The 23,310-nt window shown below is 63.9% G+C and carries 20 protein-coding genes and 2 pseudogenes; 5 read left to right on the top strand and 17 right to left on the bottom strand.

Annotation, left to right across the window (positions count from 1 at the left end):
- Positions 1-4: 4 nt before the first annotated feature.
- Positions 5-1,027: a cytochrome D1 domain-containing protein gene (locus DRB87_RS10820; RefSeq protein WP_130025902.1), complete on the bottom strand. Its 1,023-nt coding sequence runs from the start codon at positions 1,025-1,027 to the stop codon at positions 5-7.
- Between the two features lie 272 nt (positions 1,028-1,299).
- Positions 1,300-1,868, bottom strand: a pseudogene (locus DRB87_RS10825) (PadR family transcriptional regulator).
- Positions 1,869-2,056: 188 nt separating this feature from the next.
- On the opposite strand from DRB87_RS10825, the gene DRB87_RS10830 reads away from it, so the two are divergent.
- The gene (locus tag DRB87_RS10830) at positions 2,057-4,078 is read left to right on the top strand and encodes an NADPH-dependent 2,4-dienoyl-CoA reductase (protein ID WP_130025903.1); all 2,022 of its coding nucleotides are present in this window, start codon (positions 2,057-2,059) and stop codon (positions 4,076-4,078) included.
- Positions 4,079-4,304: 226 nt separating this feature from the next.
- On the top strand, positions 4,305-6,080 hold the full coding sequence (locus DRB87_RS10835) for a diguanylate cyclase (RefSeq protein ID WP_130025904.1): 1,776 nt from the start codon (positions 4,305-4,307) through the stop codon (positions 6,078-6,080).
- A gap of 61 nt (positions 6,081-6,141) precedes the next feature.
- Here the strand turns inward: DRB87_RS10835 and DRB87_RS10840 are convergent, their stop codons facing one another.
- The 10 genes and pseudogenes from DRB87_RS10840 to DRB87_RS10880 form a co-directional block, all read right to left on the bottom strand.
- Positions 6,142-7,353: a cyclopropane-fatty-acyl-phospholipid synthase family protein gene (locus DRB87_RS10840; protein ID WP_130025905.1), complete on the bottom strand. Its 1,212-nt coding sequence runs from the start codon at positions 7,351-7,353 to the stop codon at positions 6,142-6,144.
- Positions 7,350-8,177, bottom strand: coding sequence for a DUF1365 domain-containing protein (locus tag DRB87_RS10845; protein WP_130025906.1), 828 nt, complete (start codon positions 8,175-8,177; stop codon positions 7,350-7,352). The genes DRB87_RS10840 and DRB87_RS10845 overlap by 4 nt, the downstream gene beginning before the upstream one ends.
- Positions 8,174-9,160 (bottom strand): FAD-dependent oxidoreductase, encoded by a 987-nt coding sequence (locus DRB87_RS10850; RefSeq protein WP_240756252.1) that lies wholly within the window; start codon positions 9,158-9,160, stop codon positions 8,174-8,176. Before DRB87_RS10850 ends, DRB87_RS10845 begins: the two co-directional genes overlap by 4 nt.
- Positions 9,161-9,270: 110 nt before the next feature.
- Positions 9,271-9,684, bottom strand: a pseudogene (locus DRB87_RS24205) (FAD-dependent oxidoreductase); the annotation flags it as partial.
- Positions 9,626-10,729, bottom strand: a complete 1,104-nt coding sequence (locus DRB87_RS10855) for a cyclopropane-fatty-acyl-phospholipid synthase family protein (RefSeq protein WP_130025907.1) — start codon at positions 10,727-10,729, stop codon at positions 9,626-9,628. The pseudogene DRB87_RS24205 and the gene DRB87_RS10855, both read right to left, overlap by 59 nt.
- A 31-nt stretch (positions 10,730-10,760) precedes the next feature.
- Positions 10,761-11,552, bottom strand: coding sequence for a DUF1295 domain-containing protein (locus tag DRB87_RS10860; protein WP_130025908.1), 792 nt, complete (start codon positions 11,550-11,552; stop codon positions 10,761-10,763).
- A gap of 187 nt (positions 11,553-11,739) precedes the next feature.
- On the bottom strand, positions 11,740-12,477 hold the full coding sequence (locus tag DRB87_RS10865) for an anti-sigma factor domain-containing protein (protein WP_130025909.1): 738 nt from the start codon (positions 12,475-12,477) through the stop codon (positions 11,740-11,742).
- A complete protein-coding gene (locus tag DRB87_RS10870) occupies positions 12,474-13,091 on the bottom strand; it encodes a sigma-70 family RNA polymerase sigma factor (protein ID WP_130025910.1) in 618 nt (205 codons plus the stop codon). Before DRB87_RS10870 ends, DRB87_RS10865 begins: the two co-directional genes overlap by 4 nt.
- 206 nt (positions 13,092-13,297) lie before the next feature.
- Positions 13,298-15,844, bottom strand: a complete 2,547-nt coding sequence (locus DRB87_RS10875) for a cation-translocating P-type ATPase (RefSeq protein WP_370363966.1) — start codon at positions 15,842-15,844, stop codon at positions 13,298-13,300.
- Positions 15,845-15,885: 41 nt separating this feature from the next.
- Positions 15,886-16,482, bottom strand: coding sequence for a carboxypeptidase-like regulatory domain-containing protein (locus tag DRB87_RS10880; protein ID WP_370363873.1), 597 nt, complete (start codon positions 16,480-16,482; stop codon positions 15,886-15,888).
- A 201-nt stretch (positions 16,483-16,683) separates the two neighbouring features.
- Between DRB87_RS10880 and DRB87_RS10885 the strand changes: the two genes are divergently transcribed.
- Positions 16,684-16,989, top strand: a complete 306-nt coding sequence (locus DRB87_RS10885) for a hypothetical protein (RefSeq protein ID WP_206100088.1) — start codon at positions 16,684-16,686, stop codon at positions 16,987-16,989.
- Entirely contained in the window at positions 16,986-17,180 is a 195-nt protein-coding gene (locus tag DRB87_RS10890) for a hypothetical protein (RefSeq protein WP_130025911.1), read from the top strand. Before DRB87_RS10885 ends, DRB87_RS10890 begins: the two co-directional genes overlap by 4 nt.
- A gap of 68 nt (positions 17,181-17,248) precedes the next feature.
- On the opposite strand, the gene DRB87_RS10895 is transcribed toward DRB87_RS10890, so the two are convergent.
- From DRB87_RS10895 to DRB87_RS10910, 5 genes are all read right to left on the bottom strand, one after another.
- Complete coding sequence (locus tag DRB87_RS10895) at positions 17,249-18,097, bottom strand: SAM-dependent methyltransferase (RefSeq protein WP_130025912.1); 849 nt, start codon at positions 18,095-18,097, stop codon at positions 17,249-17,251.
- A gap of 277 nt (positions 18,098-18,374) precedes the next feature.
- Positions 18,375-19,490, bottom strand: a complete 1,116-nt coding sequence (locus tag DRB87_RS10900; RefSeq protein ID WP_130025913.1) for an alpha/beta fold hydrolase — start codon at positions 19,488-19,490, stop codon at positions 18,375-18,377.
- A 63-nt stretch (positions 19,491-19,553) separates the two neighbouring features.
- A complete protein-coding gene (locus tag DRB87_RS23940; RefSeq protein ID WP_255501471.1) occupies positions 19,554-19,688 on the bottom strand; it encodes a hypothetical protein in 135 nt (44 codons plus the stop codon).
- 113 nt (positions 19,689-19,801) lie between these two features.
- Positions 19,802-20,983 carry an acetate/propionate family kinase gene (locus DRB87_RS10905; RefSeq protein WP_130025914.1) on the bottom strand — a complete coding sequence of 394 codons (1,182 nt, stop codon included), beginning with the start codon at positions 20,981-20,983 and terminating at the stop codon, positions 19,802-19,804.
- Entirely contained in the window at positions 20,980-22,377 is a 1,398-nt protein-coding gene (locus DRB87_RS10910) for a bifunctional enoyl-CoA hydratase/phosphate acetyltransferase (RefSeq protein ID WP_130025915.1), read from the bottom strand. Before DRB87_RS10910 ends, DRB87_RS10905 begins: the two co-directional genes overlap by 4 nt.
- A gap of 324 nt (positions 22,378-22,701) precedes the next feature.
- On the opposite strand from DRB87_RS10910, the gene DRB87_RS10915 reads away from it, so the two are divergent.
- Positions 22,702-23,100, top strand: coding sequence for an STAS/SEC14 domain-containing protein (locus tag DRB87_RS10915; RefSeq protein ID WP_130025916.1), 399 nt, complete (start codon positions 22,702-22,704; stop codon positions 23,098-23,100).
- The last annotated feature ends 210 nt before the right edge of the window (positions 23,101-23,310 follow it).

The raw sequence follows: 23,310 nt of genomic DNA on the forward strand, positions 1-23,310 counted from the left end.
CTCGTCAGTCCGGATTCGGCGAAAGTACGGGCGCGCGATCAGCAAAGAAAATACCATGCGGCGACCGATTGACGGCAATTCGGTCGATGAGCTTGCGCGTCGTCAGGTCGATCACCCCCACATGACGCGCAAACCGGAATGTCACCCAAAGATAACGCTTGTCGGCGGACAATTCCATATCGTCCGGCCCCGGCATCAGGCCGGTAATATCGCCCACCTTGGTCAGTGACTCGTAATCGAGAATGCTGATCGTGCTCTCGACACGGTTACTCACGGCAATGTGACGGCCATCGGCGAGCGAGCGGAAGTTGTGGGCGCCGCGTCCCGTCGGAATTCGTTTGACGATCTTCTGCGTGCGCCAGTCGACCACGGCCACGTCGTCTTCCCCCGTCATGCCGACGAGCAGATACTTGTCGCCCGGCGTCATCCACAGCCCCGCGGGCGTCTTGCCAAGTGGCATGCGCCACTTCACCGTTTGCGTCGCAAGGTCGATGGCGGCCAGCTCGCCCGTGTCCTGCACCGTCACGAACACGGTCTTGCTGTCCGATGTGAAGGTGATATGGCTGGGTGTCTTGGCCAGCGGAATGCGCTTGGCGATCGAGAAGTTCTGGCCGTCATAGTGGTAGACGTCGAGACGGTCAAGGCGCAGGGCCGTCGTGACGAACCATTTGCGGTCGGGCGAGAAGCCGAGCTGATAGGGGTCTTCGATGTCCGCGACCTGACGTTGCAGCTTGCCGGTGTTCGGATCGAGGAACATCAGGCTGTTCGAGACCGAATTCGCGACGATCAACGACCGTTTGTCCGGGGTGATCATCAGGTGATGCGGCTCCTTGCCCGTCGGCATGGTGCCGACGACTTTGTGCGACGCCTGATCGATGAGGGAAAGCTGGGCTGCGCCGGAATCGAGCACGATGACGGTGCCGGCATGCGCGGGCGAGAGCGGGAGCATCGCGGCGACCACGGCCGAAAGCGTCGCCAGGGTGTGGACACGGCCGGTCAGCCGGGAAAACTTGAAAGAGAACGCCATGAGAGCCTGAGGTGGGGCGTAGGACAGTAACGCAGGGCCGGTAAGCCATGCGTCGATTCCTTCGTTAAACGCGCCACGTGCCCGGCGCGTTGACAGAAAAATGGGACGAGACGGGACGAAACACGGCAAAACGGGATAACGCCGGAAGACGTGGGAAGACTTGGGGAAGACGTGGGGGAGACACTGGGCGAAACGTGGCGCGAAGCGGCGGGATGCCGCAGTCCGACAAAACGCATCCGATCCCCAGGCTCACAGGCTCAAGTCGCGTCTTGTCACGCGCAAGGCGTATCGGGCAGCGCCACGCCATCCCATGTTTCCAGCAGGGCAAGTGCCTCGCGCGTCCAGTCCAGCCAGCCTTGCTCGTACCGCACGCCAAGTAACAGAATGTGCCGTTGCAGTGTGGCGGCGCGCGTTAGCGCCTCGTCTGCGGGAAAGTCGCGTGCCTCGATGGCCCGGTAGGCAGCGAGCTTTTGGGCGTGGAGTGCCGCGCGTCGCTGCAATTCCGGCTGCAGGCCGAGCGGCCCGATGGCGGCATCGGCACGCAGTCGCACCATCAGATCGTCGCGCAGATCGGCGGGGCCGTGGGGGTGGCCGCCCAGTTGAGCAATTCGTCGCGCCCGGCGTCGAGCACGCGGTAGACGCGCTTGCGCGTGCGCCCGCCATCCGGCGCGGCCATCGAATCGATCCAGCCTGACGCTTCCATACGCGCCAGTTCGCGGTAGATTTGTTGATGGCTGGCATGCCAGAAAAAGCCGATCGACTTGTCGAATCGGCGAGCAAGGTCGTATCCGGAGGACGATTTCTCCATCAACGAGGTCATCAGGGCGTGGGCAAGCGGCATGTCCGGCAGTGTAGGGACTCTATTTAGACTATGCAACCAGTTGCATAGTGGGCGACGGCCCCTTAAAATCGCCCTCGAACTATGCAACCGGTTGCATAAACCAAAGACGCGCGAACGACGCGTCCTGTGCTTGCCGGGTAGTCCCTGCCAAAACCTGCGGCCTGCGCCGAATGACAAGTGAGACAACGATGAGCGGCTATCCCCACCTGATGCAGCCCCTGGATCTGGGCTTTACGACGTTGCGCAACCGTGTGCTGATGGGCTCGATGCACGTCGGGCTCGAAGAGGCGCGCAATGGCTTTGCCCGCATGGCCGAGTTTTACGCGGAACGCGCGCGTGGCGGCGTGGCGTTGATGGTGACGGGTGGCATCGCGCCGAACGACGCCGGTCGGCCCTATGCGGGCGGCGCCAAGCTCAGCACCGAGGAGGAGGCCGAGAAGCACCGTGTCGTGACGCAGGCCGTGCATGCCGCCGGGGGCAAGATCGCCTTGCAGATCCTTCATTTCGGGCGCTACGCCTACCATCCCGATCTGGTCGCGCCCAGCGCATTGCAGGCGCCCATCACGCCCGCCAAGCCGCGCGAACTGACGAGCGACGAGGTCGAGGCGACCATCGACGACTTCGTCAACTGCGCCGCGCTCGCGCAGCAGGCCGGATACGACGGGGTCGAAATCATGGGGTCCGAGGGGTACCTGATCAACGAATTCATTGCGGCGCGCACCAACCATCGCACCGACGCCTGGGGCGGCAGTTATGAGAACCGGATCCGCTTCCCCGTCGAGATCGTGCGCCGCGTGCGCGAGCGCGTGGGGCGCGAGTTCATCATCATCTACCGCCTCTCGATGCTCGACCTGGTCGAAGGCGGGTCCACCTTCGAGGAAGTGGCGCAACTGGCCCGGGCGGTCGAGGCGGCCGGGGCGACGCTGATCAATACGGGGATCGGCTGGCACGAAGCCCGTATCCCGACGATCGCCACGAGCGTGCCGCGCGCCGCATTCGCATGGGTCACCGGCAAGCTCAAGGGGCACGTCGGCATTCCGCTCGTCACGACCAACCGCATCAACATGCCGGACGTGGCCGAACGCATTCTCTCCGCCGGGGAGGCGGACATGGTGTCGATGGCGCGCCCGCTGCTGGCCGATCCCGAGTTCGTGAACAAGGCGGCGGCCGGCCGTGCCGCGACCATCAACACGTGCATTGGCTGCAATCAGGCGTGTCTCGATCACACGTTCAGCGGCAAGATCACCTCGTGCCTGGTCAATCCACGTGCGTGCCATGAGACGGAACTGCGCATCGAGACGGCAGGACGCACGCGTCGCGTGGCCGTCGTCGGTGCGGGCCCGGCAGGTCTGGCGGCAGCCACGGTTGCGGCCCGGCGGGGACACGACGTCACGCTCATCGAAGCCGATGCCGAGATCGGCGGGCAGTTCAACATGGCCAAGCGGATTCCCGGCAAGGAGGAGTTTTTCGAGACGCTGCGCTACTTCCGTCACGAGCTCGATGCCACGGGCGTCAAGGTGCAACTGGACACGCGTGCGACGGTGGCGTCGCTGGTCGACGGCGGGTACGACGACATCGTGCTGGCCACCGGGGTCGTGCCACGTCGGCCTGCAATCGAGGGACTGGATCACCCCAAGGTGCTCAGTTATATCGATGTGCTGCGTGGCGGGGCGTCGGTCGGCAAGACCGTCGCCGTGATCGGGGCAGGTGGCATCGGCTTCGACGTGGCCGAGTTCCTCACGCAAGCCGGCGAGAGTGCCACGCTCGTGCCGGCGAAGTTCTACGCGGAGTGGGGCATCGACCCGACCTACGCGCATGCCGGCGGCCTGCGCTCGCCGGTGCCGCAGACGTCGCCTCGCAAGGTCTACCTGATGCAGCGCAAGACTTCGAAGGTGGGCGACGGACTGGGCAAGACCACGGGATGGATTCACCGCACCGCGCTCAAGCATCGCGGCGTGGAAATGATCCCCGGGGTGACCTATCGCCGGATCGACGACGAAGGCTTGCACGTCACCATTGACGACACGCCGCACGTTCTGCCCGTCGATAACGTAGTGCTGTGCACTGGACAGGAGCCTTTGCGCGAGCTCGCCGAGGGCCTTCGGGCGGCGGGTGCGCGCGTGCATGTCATTGGTGGGGCCGATGTGGCGGCCGAACTCGACGCCAAACGCGCGATCCAGCAGGGCACCGAGGTGGCGATCGACCTGTGACGGTGCCGGGCGGGCGCGAGCGGCGCCGAATCGTTGTGCGACAATGTCGCCTCGTCGATTTCGGCCGCTCGTTTATCGTCCGCCGGCGTTGTCGCAATGCCAAAGCGTGGGCGCCAAGTGCCGGGCGTCACGTGTCCGAGGCACGCTGTCGATTGTCGCCGTCACGGCGGTGTCCGACGCGGCCCGCGTGGGAGCCTGAACCGTGTGGCCGACGGTGTCATCGTCCATGAAGCGCACGTTTCTCTCTACCGTTTCGCTCACCGGCCGCCTGCGGTGGCTGAATCTCGCTGTCGTCTGCGTTGTCGTCGTGCTTTGCAGTAGTTTGCTCGCCTGGACTTGGGGAACGTACCAGCGCGCGAGCGACGCGTCCCTTGCGCTTGAGGCCTTGCGTGCCACGCTGCTCGCGATGGAGAAGGCGTCGGCGGAGCGCGGGCCCGCCAATGCCGTGCTGGGCGCTGATCTCCCGCTTCCCGACGCATCGGTCATTGCGCTGCGCAATGCGCGCGAGGCGACCAACGCGCGCCTTCAGGAACTGTTGTCTGCGCTCTCGGCCGATCGGTGCGACGCATGCGGCAGCAGCTTGCGGATAGTCGAACGCGCGCGCCTGGATCTTGCGGCGGCCAGCGCGAACGTCGACCTGTTGGTGCAACGTCCACGCGACATGCGCGGCGACGCGGCCGTGCGCGATGCCGTCGATCGCATGATCCGTGTCATCCCCGAGTTCACCTCTGTGGCATCGTCGCGCATCGACGTGATTTCGCGAGGCGCGCCAGACGCGCTTCACTACGTCGTCCTCGCGCGTCTGGCGGCGGATCTGCGCGAGTTTGCCGGACAACTCGGCTCGCGCTTCACCGCGGCACTCACCACCGGGAAGCCGCTCGCCGAGGTCGATCAGCGCGCGATTGAACGCACGCTCGGACGCGTCGAGCAACTGCACGATATGATCGCCGCGCGCATGATCGATCCCCCTGAACTCAGCCCCGAGACGCTTGACGCCCTGAACACCCAGTACTTTGGCGCGGGGCTGCATTATGTGGCGACGGTGCGCACGCTGGCCAGTCAGCCCCAACCGGTCGCGCCAACGACGGCCGAGTTTGCGCGCCAATACGTGCCGACGATGCGTGCGATCACCGACTTCCGCGACAATATGCTGACGCTGGCCCAGCGCAAGGTCGACGCCCGCGCCGCGCTCGCGCTCAAGTGGCTGATTGTCACGGCGATCGCTGCGCTCATGCTGGTGCTCGGGATGATCGTTGTGTTGCGGCGCTTCCGCCGCAGCGTGGTGCAACCGTTCGAGGCGGCAACGCGTTTCGTCGAGGCGCTGGCGCAGGGCAATCTCGACCAGGCGGTGCCGGGCGACGACATGCCGACGCAACGTCCGCAGGTGCGGGCCGTGTTCGATGCGCTGCGCGTACTCAGGCTCAACGCCCTTGAGTTAGGGCAATTGCGGCGCGATCGCACTCGGTTGCTGGGGGAACTGGAAATGAGCGGGGACACGGACCCGCTCACGCAACTGATGAACTGGCGAGCGTTCGAGCGGCAGGCGCAGGCGCTGTGTGCGATGCCGTCGCCGGGGTGGGTGGCGTTGATCAAGCTGGATATCGACAACTTCACGCAGATCAACGCGACCTGGGGACACGGGGTCGGCGACGATGTGCTGCGCCGTGTCGGCGCGGTGTGTCTCAACACGTGTCAGCCGGGGGATGTGGTGGCGCGGCTGGGCGCGGACGCGTTCGCGATCGTGGCCCGTGTGCTCGCCCCATCTCGCGCGCAGCAATTCGCGGAGCTGATGCGCGGGCGTATCGAAGCCACCGCGTTGACGTTACCGAACGGCGAAGTCGTGCCGCTCACAGCGAGCGTCGGCATCGCCATCGCAGATCCGGCGACGTCGGGGCCGACGCCGGTGTCCAACGGCGGGCCGGCCAATGTCTCGGCACTCTTGAGTCAGGCAGAGCGCCAGCTCGACGCCGCGCGCCGCGCCCGTCGGCGGGCCATCGAGTAGGGCGCGTCGCATCGCGTCAAGGCAAGGTCCGCGGGCCAGCGCGCCGAACGCGCACGGCCCATCAACGCCCGTGCGTCACAACGAAGTGCCGCACATCGATGCGTTGTTCAGCGAACGCCGCCTCGCAATATTGGAGATACAGGCGCCACGACCGAATGAACGTGTCGTCGAAGCCTTGCGCACGCACCGCGTCGATCTGCGCTTCGAAGGCGGTACGCCAGTGCTGCAACGTTCTGGCGTAATCGAGACCGAAGCGCAATGTCTCGACGGCGGTCATCCCGCAGGCCTCCGAGGCGCCGACAAATCGCTCCGCGCTCGGCAGCATGCCGCCCGGAAAGATGAATTCGCGGATGAAGTCGCTCGACGAGCGATAGGCGTCAAAGGCGCTGTCGTCGATGGTGATCGATTGAATGAGCGCACGGCCTCCGGGGAGCAGGCGCGACTTGAGCATGGTGAAGTACGCCGGCCAAAACGCTTCGCCCACGGCTTCGAACATCTCGATCGAGACGATGGCGGCGAACTGGCCTTGCACATCACGGTAATCCGTGAGCGAGACGTCCGCCAGGTGGCTCAGTCCCTCGGCGTCGATGCGGGCTTTGGCGAGCGTCAGTTGCGCTGGCGAGAGTGTGATGCCATGCACTGCGATACCTTGCCGGGCCGCGTGCAGCGCAAATCCGCCCCATCCGCATCCCACTTCCAGCACCCGGTCGCCCGGACGCAGCGCCAGCGTATCGATGATCCGTTGATACTTGGCGTGCTGGGCGTCGGCAAGCGAACGGCGGGGATCGCCCTCGAACCACGCGCTGGAATAGGTCCATGTGGCGTCGAGCCACAGTTCGTAGAAGCGATTGCCGAGATCGTAATGCGCGTGAATGTTGCGACGGCTGCCCGAGCGGGTGTTGCCGCGCAGGCGATGGCGAAGGTGATACCAGATCCGTGCAATCCGCGAGCCCGTGACGCTGCTGGAGATCGACGCGAGGTTGCGTATCGCGAGCCGGAGCAGCGCCACCATATCGGGCGAGTCGACCCAGCCGGCCCGATAGGCGTCTGCGAAGCCAATGTCCCCGGCGTGCATGATGCGGCGGCAGGCACGCCAGTCGTGCAGGTGAAGCGTTGCGCCCGGCGAACTGTGGGGATCTCCGAACACATGCAGGGTGCCGTCGGGACAGATCAGCGTCAGGTGTCCGGCGTGAATCCGGCGCAGCAATGCGATAAACAGGCGCGCGGAAATCGGTGCGATCGGACGCACGGAAAGCAGGCGGAGCGGAATCATGGACGGATCTCCCGGTCGGCGCAAGCGGCGCGCTCCGGCGCCGTTGCACGTAGCGTTGGCGGCGTCTTGCCGAAGAACGGCACGCGCTTGAGCCAGAGCCTCAGCGCTTGCCAGTGAATTCTGATGACCACGTTCAGCGCATTGAGGGGCTGCGAAAGCACGGCGGACAGAACGCGCCGCCCCGTGAACGGTTCGGCCCGCATGGCGATCGCCGTGCGCAGCAGCAGCGCATCGCCGACGCGGTAGTCGATGGCGACTGACCATATCGCGCCCTTGCGGCGCACGCGAAACTCGTATTGCCCCTGCACGTCGCAAAACGGGGAGACATGAAAGACTTTGCGGCAGACGAGCCGCATATCACCACGAATGGGCGCATGATCGTCGGCGCTGAGCAGATACCCGTGGTGTTGACCGAAGGTGTTGCGCACATCCGCATACAAGGCGCGCAAATTTCCCTGACGATCATGGCAGTACCAGAAGCTCACCGGATTGAACGCGTAGCCGGCCATGCGTGGAATCGTTTGCAGCCAGACGGCGCCGTCGGCGGGAATTCCCGCCTCCGCCAGACGTGCGCGCATCCAGGGCAGGAGAGCACTGCCGTCGCGGGGACCGTAGTCGCCCGATTTCAAGGCGAGTGGGCGTCGCCGGTCCAGCGCGAACCATCGGCTGCGCAGGGCGTCGAGACGCCCGACGTCGCAGGCGATCTGAAACATCGAATAAGTGAACGCATGCCGGACCGGATGCAGCCGTTCATGGGTCACGAGGCCGCGCAGCAGCCAGGCAGGTGGTGTCGAGGGGTCGCCCGTGGCCTCCTTCGTGCTCATGGTTGCGCCCACGTCGGCATCACGCCGAAGTCGTCGGCCACCCGCAGCGCGGATTTCAGGCCGTCCTCGTGAAAGCCATAGCCGGTCCAAGCGCCTGCGAACCATGTCCGTTGGCGGCCTTGAATATCGGGTAAGCGCGATTGCGCGTCCACGGCCGCCAGATCGAGCAGGGGGTGTTCATAGGCATAGCGTCCCAACACCTTGTCCGGCGCTGGCTCGTGGCTCGGGTTGAGCGTGACGATCACGGGGGACGTGAAGGGCAGGGCCTGGAGCTGGTTGATCAGATAGCTCACGCACACGGGACGGTGCGCGTCGGCGGCCGCGTTCGCCTGACTGACGTAATTCCACGCGGACCAGACGCGACGGCGGCGCGGCAGCAGCTTCGGATCCGTGTGCAGAACCGCGGCGTTCGGTTGATAACGCACCGCACCGAGTATCTGATGCTCGGACGCGTTGGCGTCGCCCAGCAACTGCAGGCTGTCCGGGGCGTGCCCGGCGAGCACGACCGCGTCGAAACGCTGCGATTCGCCGTTGCCGAAGGCGATTGTCACGCCATCGCGCTCGCGCGTCACCCGCCGTACGGGCGTTCGCAACCGGACATCGTCAAGCGTTGCCAACATGCGGCGCACGTAGGCGCGTCCGCCCCGGCGACGGTTTTCCATTGAGGACGATGCCGAATCTGCAGCAGCGCGTGATTCAGGCAGAAGCGCAGGAAGGTCGCAGCCGGAAAGTGCAGAATGTCGGCCGCCCGGCTTGACCAGATCGCGGCGGCCATGGGCAAGAGATAGTGGTGCTGGAACGGTTGTCCGTAACCGTTCGCCACCAGCAGGTCGCCGACGGACTGGCGCTCGCGCACGGCGCTTTGCAGGTGTTGCTCCGCCGTCGCGTTGAAGCGCAGCACGTCGCGGAGCATCCCCAGAAAGCGCGGGGAATAGAGGTTGCGACGTTGGGCAAATACGGTGTTCAGGTTCGTCCCCGCCCATTCGAGCGCACCGCCGTCGACCGACACCGAGAACGACATATCGCTCGCGATGGCGCTCACGCCTAGTTCATCGAACAACGCGATCAGGTTGGGATAGGTGCGGTCGTTGAAGACCAGGAAGCCCGTGTCGACAGGGGCACAATGCCCGTCGAGCGTGACATCGACCGTGTTCGTATGTCCTCCGGCATAGTCGCCCGCCTCGAACACTGTCACGCGATGCTTGCGCGCGAGGAAATAGGCGCTGGCCAGTCCGGCGATGCCCGCGCCCACCACGGCGACACGTTGTCCGGGCGGCAGGGTGGCGGTCGATGCATTCATTGGCTTGTCTCGTCGAAGTTTTTTGCTTATACGAAACGCAAGCGCGCGCGGATGCACGCGCGTTTGAAAAAGCGGTGAGTCACCCACGAATGCGTACGCCGCGGCCGGATACGCAGGGCGCGCCACGTCATGGCGGCGGGGCGGCGGCTCATCCCCGTTGGTGCCGCTTTTCGAACAGATAGTGGCCCACGCCCCACTCGCGGCCATGACCGTAGCCGAACAGTTCCGCGACTGCCATGTAGAACATGCGCCAGCGCTGGAACTGAACGCCGGCCTGCGGGCCGTAGCCCGCCTCGAGCATCGGCAGGGTTGTCGCACGCGACGCGTCCAGGGCCGCCAGCCAGTCGTTGGCTGTGCGCTCGTAATGTCGACCATCGACCCACCAGCGGTTCACGATGCGCAGGTCGTCCTGGAAGTGCAGCAACAGATCCGCGCTGGGCATGGTGCCGCCGGTGAAGAAGTGTCGCGACATCCAGTCGCTGCCATCCTTGTTCTGGAAGGGGTAGGCAACATGTCGATGCGCGAAGAGATGAACGAACAGCGTGCCGTCGTTGTTCAGCCAGCGGGCGATCTTGCCGAGCAATGCGCCGTAGTTCTTCATGTGCTCGAACATTTCGATGGACAGGATGCGGTCGAATCCTCCGCGCACGCCGTCATCGAACTCAAATTCCGCCACATTGCCGGTCACGATCTGCAGATTCCGAAGCCCGCGGCGCGCCGCCGCCGACTCGATGAACCGGCGTTGACCGTGAGAATTCGACAGCCCGACGACCTGCGCACCGGGATATTGCGCGGCAAGCCAGAGCGAGAGCGACCCCCAGCCGCAGCCAAGATCCAGAATCCGTTGACCGTCGGCGATGTCGGCGCGCTGCGCGTAAAGGGCCAGCATCGCCTGCTCGGCCTGGGCCAGCGTCTCGTCGCCATTCGGGTAATAGCAGCACGAATACTTGACGGCGGGACCCAGGTGCTCGGCAAAGAAGTCGCTTGGCACCTCGTAGTGCTGCGTGTTGGCGGCCTGCGTATCCACGGCAATCGGACTTGCGCGCAGTTCGCTGACGAACGCGGCAAGCGATTCGACGCTTTTCTCGGGATCGTGCGCATGCGCCTCGCGCAGGCGCTGGCGCATCAGCATGCGCATGGCCGCGCGCAACACCATATCGGGCACAAGGCCCCGCTCGCAGAGCCGGATCAATCCGGTTTCGTCGGGCGCTTCGGCTCGCGCGGCGGGCGGTTGCGTAAGGGAGGCGGTCATGGCGATGGGCTCCTGACTTCAATGCACGGATTCATGGCAGCGGCGTTTCCGCGGACTTCCTGGGTGGCCAGGGAATGAGCACGCTGGTGGTTTGCATGTACGTCTTGTAGGCGGGGCGAGAGCGCATCAGATGCGCTTCAAGCAGCGGAATGCCCGACACTTTGAGCAGTAGCCACGCCATGAGCAGCGGCGCGAGCAGCGTCGTCCACGCCCAGGGCGCGCCGAATGCGAGAACCGGGTAGGCACACCAGTGCAGGCACTCGAAGAAGTAATTGGGATGCCGCGAGTATCGCCACCAGCCGACCTGGCAGACTTGGCCACGATGGCTAGTGACGGCGGTGAAGCGTCGCAGTTGACGGTCGGCCGACGCCTCGCCCGCAACGGCGGCCAGCCAGATGAGTGCGGCGACGGCCAGCGCCCACGGCGCCGGCGCGTGGACGTTGAATGCCGGCACGAAGAACGCCGCCGCGAGCAGCATGGCGATCACGCCCTGCAACTGGAAGAACCAGAACATGTTGCGTCCGGCATGCTCGCCCCACTGTTCGCGAAATTGCCGGTAACGCGCATCTTCCGGATGCCCGAAGTTGCGACGCCAGAGATGCATTGCGAGGCGCAGGCCCCATACGGCGCCGGCCACCCCGACGAAGCCGCGGTTGATCGCGTGGCCGGTGCCGAGTCCTGCCGCCACGATCGCCACGCACCCGAGCGCGGCCGCCCAGACCGGGTCGACCATGCCGGCGTTGTGCGAACGCCATTGGTAGCACCAGGCGAGCGTCAACGCAGCACACATTCCAGCGAACGAAACGACGACAGCAAACAGCATGCAGGCTCCAGATAGGGATTCGGGGCTCGATGCTGCTGTATACGAACGTCACGCATTGCCGGATGCACGCGCCGGAGACATTGTGGAATCAAAGCGGGGAGAGGGCGTACCGGAAAGCGAGGAAGGGGTTGTCCAACGTACGGACAACCCCTTCAAACGACATGATGGCGGTGGCGCGGAAGGGCGCTCAGGCGGGTCGGATGGTGCCGGTTGCGACCACGGGGCCGGTCGGTTGGCCGGTGGGCGAGCCGCCCGGCGGTTCGACGGACACCGCGAGTACCGCGTTGCTGTCCATCTGCGCGAGGATTTGCGGCGACAAGGTCATCGACGCGGGTTGATCCGACGCAAATACGCCTAGCGGGATGGGTTTGGCGTTGTGCGGGATCAACCACAGCTCGGTGGCGCGGCCGGCGGCAATGACGGGCTTGAGAACCGGCACCACGACCATGCTCGAGCGACGCCTGTCGACCGTTGCGGTCCAGTGAGCGACGCCATCCTGGCGTGCGATGGTCGACACCATATAGGCATTGGCCGTCACGGCGGACGGACTGCGCGAGGGCATCAGCGTGACGACGTTCACGGCAAGCAGCGCCAGCGCCGCGAGGCTTGCGCCGAGCCCCACCCATCGCCAGAGGCGCAAGTTGTCCCACCAGGTGGCGGCCGGTCGCGGGCGGGGGGTGCGCAGGGCATCCGGCACGGCGCCAAGATCGCGCTGGATGCGTTGCCACACGCGCGGCGGGGGGGCGATGGGCTCGACGTCTTCGGCCAGTCGCGCGATGCGCGATTGCCACTGGTGCAGGGTTGCCTGGATCAGCGGATTCGCGTCGGCGGCCTGCTCGAGTTCGCGCCGTTCGGCGGCACTCAGCACGCCGAGGGCATATTCGGCGCAGCGCAGCTCGTCGTCTTGGTTGGCGGGCGTATTCATTGCTCGAGGCACACTTTCAGTTGCATTAGGCTGCGGCGAATCCAGCTTTTCATCGTGCCAAGCGGCACGCTAAGGCGAGCCGCGAGTTCGCTGTACGATGCGCCGGTAAAGAACGCCTCGCGCACCACGCCACGTTGTTGCGGCTCGAGGCGTTGAAGGCATTGCTCCAGGCGTTGCCGTTCCTGGGACGCCTCGGCAAGCGTGGCGGGCGACGGGTCATCCGATGGGATGGCGAGGGCGTCGGCGTCGTCGAGGGCGGCCTCACGGTGCTCGCGCAGTCGGTCGATGGTTCGGTTGCGGGCCAACGTGATCAGCCATGTCATGGCGTTGCCGCGCTCGGGATCGAAGCCGCCCGCGCGTCGCCAGACGCTGACGAACACCTCCTGAAGCAGGTCCTCGGCTTCCGCCTTGTCGCGCACCATTCGCAGGATCACGCCGAACAAACGTGCCGATGTCATCTGATAGACGGCGGCAAAAGCTTCGCGATCTTCCTGCCCCACGGCCGATAGTGCCCGGTTCAATGCGTCGCGCCGTGCCATGTCGGCACTGGGGTCGTTCTGGCGCTGCGAGGGGGATGGACGTGCTCGATTGGCACTGCTGGGCATGTCGTTCATGCGGACGTGGCCTTCGTGTGGGCCATAGCATTGACGTTCCGCGCAATATAGCACCTTCGGCGCGAAATGGCGCGTTGTGTCCGGCATGAGAAGGCGAGGATTCGGCATGGCGTGCTGACCGACGATGAGCGTGTTGAGTCATACGGATCAGGCACGCGTCCGGATGCGTGGCATCGGCGTATTCTCGGTTCGCCTTTGGCTCTCGTTCAGGGAGTGAGCAGTGCGACAAGTCCAAACAGTCGTGCCAGGGGCGGTACGGACATCAGCAGTATCAGCGCGCCCCCGGTCAGGCCCAACACCCGCCAGAGATAGGGGTTTCGGGGCTGTCCGCGATCGGTACGTTTCGTGCGCAGCACCCGCTGGACCACGAAGATCAGCGCGACATTGACCACGACCAACAGTTCGAATGCCAATGTGCGGGCCAAGGGGAGAGGGTCGGCGTCGGCGCTGACATGGCGCAGCAGTCCCGCATAGACCCCGAGGACCAGCACGCCCGCCAGCGCGCCCACGCAGGCGACTTGCAGGAAGGCGCGGGACGATAGGAGTCGTGCCCCGGCGTGCCGGGGAGGGGTCGTCATCAGGTGAGCAGCTTCCGGTTCGTTCTCGAATACGATCGAGCAGACTGGATCGATCACGAGTTGCAGGAAGACGATGTGGACCGGCGCGAGCATGGGCGGCAAGCCGACCAGAATCGGCACCACGGCTGCCGCGACCATGGGAACATGCACCGCGATGGTATAGCTGATCGCGAGAACGAGATTGGCGTAGATGCGCCGCCCGAGACGGATGGCCGACACGATCGGGGCGAAGTTGTCGCGCAGCAGGACCAGCGCGGAGACTTCGCGAGCCACTTCCGCGCCGCGCAATCCCATCGCAATGCCAATGTGGGCCGCCTTCAGGGCCGGTGCGTCGTTCACTCCGTCGCCCGTCATCGCCACCACTTCGCCGTTGTCTCGCAGCGCATTCACCAGGCGCAGCTTTTGCTCGGGGCGGATGCGGGCGAAGGTCTCGACGTCCTTGACCGCGTCGTGCACCTGCGCGTCGTTCATGGCCGCCAGGGCCTGCCCGGTCACGATCCGTCGGCAGTCGATGCCGACCTCGGTCGCGATGGCTTGCGCCGTCGACGGATAGTCGCCGGTCACCATGACCACGCGAATGCCTGCGGCATGACACTGCGCGATAGCCTGTGCGACTTCCGGCCGGACCGGGTCGGACAGACCGACCAGCCCCAGGAACGTGAACGCAAAGTCGTGCTGGTCCTTCGGCCACTCGGGGTGCGAATGCGAGGCCTTCGCCACGCCCAGTACCCGCAATCCGCCCGACGCCATGGCTGCCGCCTGATCCAGGACCGCCTGGGTTGCCGTCTCGTCCAGATGGCAAAGCGCACAGACGGCTTCCGGTGCCCCCTTGCAGGCCACCGAATGATGGGTGGGTTCTCGGGTGCGCCACGCGTGGGACATTGCGGGCACCTCGGGCGTCAGCGCGTACTCGTGCACCAACGACCAATCCGTGTGCAACCGTCCGGTGCCCGCGAGGCCCAGGCGTCCGGTCTCGTGGAACGCCCGCTCCATCGGGTCGATGGGTTCGATTTCGCTGGCGAGCACGAGATACTCGATCAACTCGTGAAAGGCGGTGTCGATCCGCGGGGTCGAGGGATCCACGTCAAATCGTCTGCCATGGGCGACGAGCGCGCTCACCGACATGCGATTCTGGGTCAGCGTGCCCGTCTTGTCGACGCACAGCACCGACGTTTGACCGAGTGTCTCGATCGCGCTCATCCGGCGCGTGAGCACCCCCTCTTTGGCGATGCGGCGCGCGCCCAAGGCGAAGAACACCGTGAGGATGACCGGGATCTCTTCGGGCAGGAGGCCCATCGCCAGCGTAATCCCGGCGAGTATGCCGGGAAGCCATTCGCCAACGCGCCAACGGTAAGTGAGCGTGAGGAGAAAGACCATGGCGATGGCGACGGCGGCAAAGCGGTTGACGAAGGTTCTCGTCTCGATTTGCAGCGGGGAGAGCGCTTCCGAGATGCCGCTCAGCGACTTGCCGATGCGACCGAGCGTCGTATTCGGTCCGGTGGCGGTCACGACCATGCGGGCCTGACCTTGTACCACCATGGACCCGAAAAATAGCTGGCTGTCGACGGGCTCGGCCTGTTCGCCGAGTTCGCGGGAGCGGGCATCGAGGGGGGGGACGGCCTTGCTGACGGCAACGGATTCCCCCGTCAGCAATGATTCGTCCACACTGAGTTCGTGGACTTCAACGGCAAGGCCGTCCGCGGGCACACGGTTACCTTCGTCGACAAATACGATGTCGCCGGGGACCAGTTCCGAGGCCGAAACCAGTTGACGGCTGCCGTCGCGAAGCACCTTGGCGCGCGGTGCCGACAGTTCGCGGAGCGAGTCGAGCACCTGGGCGGTGCGATGACTCTGATAGACGGTGAGAAGGACAATCGCCGTGACGAAGGCAAGCAGCGTCAGCGCTTCGGCGCGATCGCCGAGAATGAGATAGACGGCGCTTGCCGCAAGCAACAGCAGGAACATCGGCTCGCGCAGCACTTCCCATAACGTGATCCACCAGGTGCGGCGCGTCGCGTAGTCCACGACGTTCCAGCCGAACCGAGCGCGCTGGGCCAGCACCTCGGCGCTCGAAAGGCCGTGTTCGGCGTCGGGCGGCCGGATCGGGTTGGTCTCGGGTGTGCTGGCGATATCACTGGATCCACTGGAAGCGGATATGGACGGCGTTGCCCGCATGCGTGTCGGCGCCGGGACGTCTCGCGGCGTGGAAGTGTCGGTCACCGGCGGTTTGGCCTTGGGCAACGCTTGCAGAGATGCAGCACGGCTGGCGCGTCCGGATCGTCCCAGGAGAAATGGAGGTCAACGGCGCCGCGTTTGGGCACGCGGACATTCCTGGATTCCGATCTGGCGGGGGTGTGCACCGCGACCCGATAGTCGCCCGCGGGTAACCTGACAAAGAGGAACGGTCCCTCCGTTCGCACCGCCAGGACGTGTCGCCCGGCCCCTGCGGTGATAGTGACATCGACGTCGGAGAGATAGCTTCCCGACGTCGATGTGAACGTCATCCGGAGGTTGTACTGCGGCGCTGCGGCGCGAAACACCTGGACTTCGTCCTCGCCGATGCCGCCGGTGATATACGAGACGCCGTCTTCCGATTGCGGTTGTGGCGTCGATGCCGCCAGCGCGACGCCAATCATGCATAGCCATGCGAAAAGTGGCACAAACAGCGAAACGCGGGCGCTTCTCGACATAACCATTCTCCCCATATCGGTCTCGTTTCCAGAATGGCCGGTGGCGCTCGTTTGGGTGTTGATCGATGTCAAGGAGCCGCTTTGGACGTCATCGCGTTTGGCGAGGTGTTTGCCGAGCGTCAACCGGCACGCGCGAATGCCGCGCTGTCGGTCGGCGGCAGCCTTGATGGGCCCGCGCCGCACGTTGAAACGATCGAAGGCTTGACCTGCCTCAAGGCACGCCTTGGGGCGTCGCCTACCCTGAACATGCACGATTAGCCCGGCATTCGCGCGGTTTGAACGCGCGTTGGTGCTGTCAGGATTTAGGTTCAGGAGATTGATGAGATGGAAAAGAGAACCATGAAGCGCGCGTTGTCGATCGCGTCGTCGGCGGTTTTGATTCTCGCCGCAATCCCGGCGCTTGCCCAACCGAAAGACGACGACTGGGGCTGCGACCGGGGATATGGGCCGGGCATGATGGGCGGCGGTTATGGCTACGGACCGGGCATGATGGGCGGCGGTTACGGCTACGGGCCGGGCATGATGGGCGGCGGTTATGGCTATGGGCCGGGCATGATGGCGGGTCCCGGCTGGGGGCCTGGCCCCGGGGGGTGGGGCGGGCCGGGGGGCAGCGTGAAGACCTCAAGTTGAGCGTCGATCAGGTCCGAAACAATATGGACGGGTGGCTCAAGCGCATGGGCAACGCGCGCGTCAAACTCGGCAAGGTGGTCGAGCGAGATGCCGACACCATCACCGCCGATGTAGTGACGGCGGAGAAAGATGTCATTGTTCAGCGCTACGAAGTCAACCGGCACTCCGGGTTCGTTCGACCGGTGCGTTGAAGGCAGAGCGCGTCGCGCACCACCTCATTGCATCCCGATGGGCGAGGCGGGTGTCGGGATCGTGGGGCTTACTCCGCCGATACTGGCGCGGGCGAGGTAAAGAAGCGTTCGCGCATTTCTTCCAGCCCGAGCGAGGCGAGTACCTCTTCCAGTCGTTCGGCGGGGCGGCGGCGCGGCAAGTTTTTGTACTGCGCGACGATCAGCTCATTCTTCATCGAGTGTTCCCAGCCCACCAGTTCGGTCACGCTGACGTGGTAGCCGTGCGCCTCCAGTTGCAGGCAGCGCAGCACGTTCGTGATCTGGCTGCCGAATTCGCGCGTATGCAACGGATGGCGCCAGATTTCCGTGAGCGGATTGCCCGCCAGTTGTTTGCCTTTGTGCTTGCGCAGCACGCCCGCGACCTCGGCCTGGCAGCAGGGAACCAGCACAATGTGACGCGCCTGTTTGGCCAGCGCGAAGCGAATCGCGTCGTCGGTGGCGGTATTGCAGGCATGCAGTGCGGTGACGACGTCGACCGTCGGCGGCAGTGCCGGCGAGGTGATCGACTCAGCCACGGACAGGTTCAGGAACGACATCCCGGTAAAGCCCAACCGCTCGGCCAGCGCTTGCGAGGTCTTGACCAGTTCCTCGCGGGTTTCGATGCCGTAGATATGCGAGTCGTCCGCGAGCGCCTTGAAGAACAGGTCATAGAGGATGAAACCCAGGTACGACTTGCCGGCACCGTGGTCGACGAGCGTGACGCGACCACGCTCGGCCTTGACTTCCTGGAGCAGCGGCTCGATGAACTGGAACAGGTGATAGACCTGCTTGAGCTTGCGCCGGCTGTCCTGGTTCATCTTGCCGTCGCGCGTGAGGATATGGAGTTCCTTGAGCAGCTCGATGGACTGGCCGGGGCGGACTTCGTAGGTATTTGACATGAGCAGACTGAGTAAGCAGCGGGCGGTGATCCGTCCCGTAAATACCGGCAGTTTACCGAAAAGACTGGAAATCCGTTCGCGACGCCCGAGGATTACAAGGATCGCTGGGCAGTCGACGAATTCATAAGGAAGGTCTGGTTTGTCTCGCTGACGATTTGAGGGCATGAACCGCCAACGCGCTCCCGCCGCACGTGGGGCGGTTCCCATGAGTCAATCGCAGGATTTCGCAAGACCCGTTACCTTGGCATCCCGTCACCGGTCAACCTTGATATTTTCCCTACTGGCTTACGATCCATCGAGCGATTCCCGGCCAGTGCTCCTTCAGCGTGCGGGCGCCCATAAAGAGACCAATGTGGCCGCCCGGCACCGTCTGAGCGACGATGCGCTCTTTTGGCGTGCCGAGATACTTGGCGGCGTCGAGCACTTGCTCGGGCGTTGTAATGTCATCGCGGGCGCCTGCAAGCAGGTAAGTCGGGCAAGTAATGTCATGCAGATCGAGTTTTCGGCCAAGCCCGACGAATTCGCCCCTGGCCAGTCGATTTTCCTGGAATAGTTGCTGGATCACCTGGAGGTACCAGCGCCCCGGCAGGTCGATCGGATTCTCGTACCAGCGCTCGAACGCTTCCAGTTTTTCCAGATAAGCGGGATCGTCGATGTGTTCGTACAGGTCGATGTGTTCCAGGGCATAGTGCTCGATCGGGTTCATGTTCTTCCAGCCCTGCAGCATGAATTTGCCCCTCATCAGTCCGTTGCCGAGCGTCACGAGCTCCTCATAGAAAGACAGGGGGGACTCGTGCGCCATCTGCTTGATCGCGCCATTGCCTGCACTCGTGTCGATCGGCGCACCGGCCAGCACGAGCGCATTCACCTTGTCGGGAAAGCGCGCCGCGATCATGGCCGAGGTCCATCCACCCTGGCACAGTCCGACAAGGTTGACGCGGCCGCCCAGATCATCGATCGCAACGAGAATCTCAGCGAGATAGTTGTCGATATCGAGGTCCTTCATTTCGTCCGTTGCCGATTTCCAATCGGTCAGCGCTACATGGCCGATGCCGTTGTCGAGCAGCGTCTCGACGAGACTTTGTCCCTTGTGATAGTCGGCAATCATCGCAGTATGCCCAGCGTAGGGTGCGTCGACGAGCGTCGGAATCCCTCCCGGCCTGCCATATTCGCGCAGCGCCATGGTGCGCAGGTCCAGACGGACCTCGTTCGGGGTTGCGAGCTGGGGTCTCAACTCCTCCCGGATCTTGATTTCCTCCTCGATGAACTTGAGATTTTTTACATAGAGCTCGCTTTGCTTGTCGAGCAGCGCTTTGGCCATCGCCATCGGCCAAAATGCCGGAACGCTCAGGAGCGAAAGTTCGGACGAGTAGACGGAAGATTTGTGCGGCATGGTGGACTCCATTGGGCGGACCTGCCCGATCGCTGCGAAGTACGGTTGGGCTGCGGGCCTGGGTCAATGCGGCTTGGACGGCAGCGGCGAAAGGTGTCGCTCGACACGCTCGAGATGGCGTGCCTGGCGGGCAGCGCGATGATCGAGAAGCGGGTAGACGGTTATCTTGATCACACTCGCAACCGCTACTCGGTTCATGATCACTTCCTTCGTGCCCGTCAGATCCAACCGCATTTGCGGTGGACGTTGTTCGCAGTGTCGACGTCGCCGATCCTATTTCGCAATGGTTCCGACTCTCGAATACCTGTCGATTACTGTCCGACAAGGGTCCAGACGTGCCGTGCGATCATCAAGTCTTCATCGGTCGGAATGACCCACGCCTGCGCCCGGCTCTCCGACCGCGTGATGCACGGCTCGCCCGCCTGATTTGCTTTGTCATCCAGATCCACGCCGAGCCATGTGGCTTGAAGGCAGACTCTGCGTCGAATTTCGCTTGCGTGTTCGCCGATCCCTGCGGTGAAAACGAGGGCATCGACGCCACCCAGGGCTGCTGCCAGGGAGCCTAATTCCCTTCCGATGCGATAGACGAACAAGTCGACGGCCTCTCGCGCCGCGGGTTGATCGCTCGCCAGCAAGATGCGCATGTCGTCACTCAGGCCGGACACGCCAAAGAGGCCCGATTCATGGTAGAGGAGGTGGCTGATCTCGCCGACGGTCATGCTCTTTTCCTGCATCAGGTAGAGGACGACACCCGGATCGAGGTTGCCGCAGCGGCGGCTCATCGGCAGGCCATCGAGCGCCGTGAAGCCCATCGTCGTCGCCACGCTTTTTCGGCCACGCATCGCGCACATGCTGGCGCCGCTTCCCAAGTGGGCAACCACCACGCGGCCTTCGGCAGCCTCGCGATCAAGGACCTCTGGAAGAATGCTGGCGATGTATTCGTAGGAAAGCCCGTGAAATCCATAACGCCGGATGCCGTCGGCACTCATCTGGCGGGGCAAGGCGAAGACGGTCGCCACTGCTGGCTGCGTATGATGGAAGGCGGTATCAAAGCAGGCGATTTGCGGCAGAGTAGGGTGTAGCTTCGAGAGGCCCCGAATGGCGGCAACGTGATGTGGCTGATGAAGCGGCGCAAGTGGAATGAGACGCTCGAGTTCGGCGATAACGGCGTCATCGATGCGAACGGGCGCCGTATAGCGCGGACCGCCGTGCACAATGCGATGGCCGGCCGCTATCAGGCGTTGGTCCGGATAGTGTCGATCGAGCCAGAGCCGCAGCACATTGAGCGCATCCTCGTGGGTCGTCCCAAGCGGGTAATCGTTGGCCATGAGAGTACCTGCTCCATCCTTCACCATGAAATGGAGTTGGCCTCCGATGTCTTCGACCTCGCCTTCACAGACGAGATCCTGTCGACTCGGTAGCATGTGGCCCGGAAAGACTGAAAACTTGATGCTCGACGAGCCAGCGTTGAGCACAAGGATTGTATCGCTCACGACTTCGCCCCTCCGCTTGTGTGGCGCGCAAGCAGCAACGCAATCGCGCAAGAGGCGAGCCGCGCGACGGTTTTGTCGGCGCGGCTCGTCAAGATGATCGGTACGCGCGCACCTAGGACGATGCCTGCGATCTCGGCACCGGCGAGATACTCGAGCTGCTTGGCAAGCATGTTACCGGCCTCGAGATCTGGCACGACGAAGATATCGGCGCGGCCAGCGACCGGTGATTTGATGCCCTTTGTCTTCGCGGCTTCTTCTGACACGGCGTTATCGAATGCAAGCGGCCCATCGAGGATGCCGCCCGTGATCTGGCCGCGATCGGCCATCTTGCATAGCGCAGCGGCGTCGAGTGTGGAGCGCAATTTCCCGGTCACGGTTTCGACCGCGGACAGGATCGCGACGCGAGGTTCCGCTATGCCCAGAGCGTGCACGAGGTCGATCGCGTTCTGAATGATGTCGCGCTTGTCATCGAGGCTGGGCGATACATTGATGGCGGCATCCGTGACGAACAAGGGCCTTGGGTAGGCGGGGGCGTCGATCGCAAACACGTGGCTGATGCGTCGTGCGGTACGCAGGCCTTGCTCGGCGTCAACCACGGCATGCATCAGCTCATCGGTGTGGAGTGCACCCTTCATGAGCGCTTGGACCTTGTTGGCGCGCGCCATCGCAACGGCTTGTGCGGCTGCAGCTTCGCTGTGCTCGGTGGACACGATTTCGTAGGGCGTGAGGTCAACCTGGGCCCGATCTGCCGCGGCGCGGATCTTGGCTTCCGGACCCACAAGTATTGGGACGATCAGGTTCGCACGCGCGGCCTCTATGGCACCGACGAGTGACGCCGTGTCCACTGGATGCACAACGGCCGTGCGTAACGGCTCGAGCCCGCGAGTCATTGCAATGAGACGCTCGTAGCGCCGTCCTTTTTCAATCAGTTCGAATTCGGGAAGCGCTTCGGCCGGACGCAGAATTTTTTCAGTTGGAGCAACGACCAGTGCGACGCCTGTGATGACGTCCTCTCCACGCTGGTTGACAGCCCGGCATTGCAGCGTAATTCGATGCGTGACGTCGTCCTTTTCGGTGACGCGAACCGAGACGGTAATCGTGTCGCCGAGCTCAATCGACTTACCGAAGTGAAGAGACTGAGCCACGTAGACAGTGCCGGGCCCAGGAAGGCGCGTGCCGAGTATGGTCGAGAGCAAGGCACCCGCCCACGTTCCGTGCGCAACGACCGCCCGGAACGGGTCACTTCGGGCTAGACCGTGGTCCAGACTCAGGGGCGCTGCATCGCCCGCCATGACCGAAAAAAGTTCGATGTCGCGTTGCGTGAGCGTTCGCACGAGGCTCGCCGAGTCGCCGATGTTCAGCTCGGTGTATGTGCGGTTCTCGATTTGTTCCATGTAAGCCCTATGACCCCTGCGTATCGCGCCGCTCGATACCGAGCAATCGCGACAGCTCGCGTGACTCGAAGACTATCGTCGATGGAAGAGGATCGCACGTTGATCGACATCAAAGCCGCGAGGTCTACATGGCAATGGAAAGCGGTATATCCTCAATGATGCGAGAGACCGCGCATGGTCCATCGGGCCAACGCGACTGAGCTGGAATCAAGAGCCGGGGAGGTCACCCAGTCGCTGATCGAAATCGCTGGGGAACAGGATGCACAAGCGATTATCGTCGGCAAGCGGGGGGCTGGACGTATTGCCGCATGAAAAGGAGCGGAGATGATCGAGATCGTGACCGACCTGCCTGACGGCGTGGCGGGATTTGTGGCAAAGGGGCGGGTGACAAGGAAGGACTACGAAGACGTCCTGATTCCCGCGATGGAAACAGCGCTCAAGGCCCACCGCAAAGTGCGGTGCTATTACGAACTGGGGCCGGAATTTACGGGCATGGATCCCGCCGCGGCGTGGGAAGACTTCAAGCTTGGCATTCAGCATTTGTCGCAATGGGAACGCGTTGCGGTGGTGAGCGACGTCGAGTGGGTGCGGATGGCCCTAAACGTTTTTCGCTTTCTGATCCCCGGGGAGTTTCGAATCTTCGACGCCGGTCAGGCAACGCAGGCGCGTCAATGGATCACAGAGGGCAAGGCGCCGGCGGACGCCGCATCCGGGCATGTTTAGCCCGGGCCTGGACAGATCGGCATCTTTTATTCGCATAATGTACATTATGTTAAATAACCTATCGGCATAGGAATAACAGGTACGCGACCGTCCGGTAGAGTCAGCAGTCGGCGGACACAAATTAGGTTAACAAAACCCGTTTTTGGGACACAAATGTGCGACTTCAGCCAATTTGCGGAATCGCAGCAATTTTCTGTCTTGCAGACGGTG

Source organism: Pandoraea sp. XY-2, assembly GCF_004193915.1.
Classification (GTDB): Bacteria; Pseudomonadota; Gammaproteobacteria; order Burkholderiales; family Burkholderiaceae; genus Pandoraea; species Pandoraea cepalis.

Bases quoted from the DNA above. Each gene is read 5' to 3' on its own strand.
- DRB87_RS10840 (WP_130025905.1), bottom strand. From the start codon at position 7,353: ATGATTCCGCTCCGCCTGCTTTCCGTGCGTCCGATCGCACCGATTTCC.
- DRB87_RS10845 (WP_130025906.1), bottom strand. From the start codon at position 8,177: ATGAGCACGAAGGAGGCCACGGGCGACCCCTCGACACCACCTGCCTGG.
- DRB87_RS23940 (WP_255501471.1), bottom strand. From the start codon at position 19,688: ATGAACCGAGTAGCGGTTGCGAGTGTGATCAAGATAACCGTCTACCCG.
- DRB87_RS10910 (WP_130025915.1), bottom strand. From the start codon at position 22,377: ATGGAACAAATCGAGAACCGCACATACACCGAGCTGAACATCGGCGAC.
- DRB87_RS10855 (WP_130025907.1), bottom strand. From the start codon at position 10,729: ATGACCGCCTCCCTTACGCAACCGCCCGCCGCGCGAGCCGAAGCGCCC.
- DRB87_RS10830 (WP_130025903.1), top strand. From the start codon at position 2,057: ATGAGCGGCTATCCCCACCTGATGCAGCCCCTGGATCTGGGCTTTACG.
- DRB87_RS10900 (WP_130025913.1), bottom strand. From the start codon at position 19,490: ATGCCGCACAAATCTTCCGTCTACTCGTCCGAACTTTCGCTCCTGAGC.
- DRB87_RS10885 (WP_206100088.1), top strand. From the start codon at position 16,684: ATGGAAAAGAGAACCATGAAGCGCGCGTTGTCGATCGCGTCGTCGGCG.
- DRB87_RS10820 (WP_130025902.1), bottom strand. From the start codon at position 1,027: ATGGCGTTCTCTTTCAAGTTTTCCCGGCTGACCGGCCGTGTCCACACC.
- DRB87_RS10870 (WP_130025910.1), bottom strand. From the start codon at position 13,091: ATGAACGACATGCCCAGCAGTGCCAATCGAGCACGTCCATCCCCCTCG.
- DRB87_RS10850 (WP_240756252.1), bottom strand. From the start codon at position 9,160: ATGGGCGGGGACGAACCTGAACACCGTATTTGCCCAACGTCGCAACCT.
- DRB87_RS10835 (WP_130025904.1), top strand. From the start codon at position 4,305: ATGAAGCGCACGTTTCTCTCTACCGTTTCGCTCACCGGCCGCCTGCGG.
- DRB87_RS10915 (WP_130025916.1), top strand. From the start codon at position 22,702: ATGATCGAGATCGTGACCGACCTGCCTGACGGCGTGGCGGGATTTGTG.
- DRB87_RS10860 (WP_130025908.1), bottom strand. From the start codon at position 11,552: ATGCTGTTTGCTGTCGTCGTTTCGTTCGCTGGAATGTGTGCTGCGTTG.
- DRB87_RS10875 (WP_370363966.1), bottom strand. From the start codon at position 15,844: ATGCGGGCAACGCCGTCCATATCCGCTTCCAGTGGATCCAGTGATATC.
- DRB87_RS10895 (WP_130025912.1), bottom strand. From the start codon at position 18,097: ATGTCAAATACCTACGAAGTCCGCCCCGGCCAGTCCATCGAGCTGCTC.
- DRB87_RS10865 (WP_130025909.1), bottom strand. From the start codon at position 12,477: ATGAATACGCCCGCCAACCAAGACGACGAGCTGCGCTGCGCCGAATAT.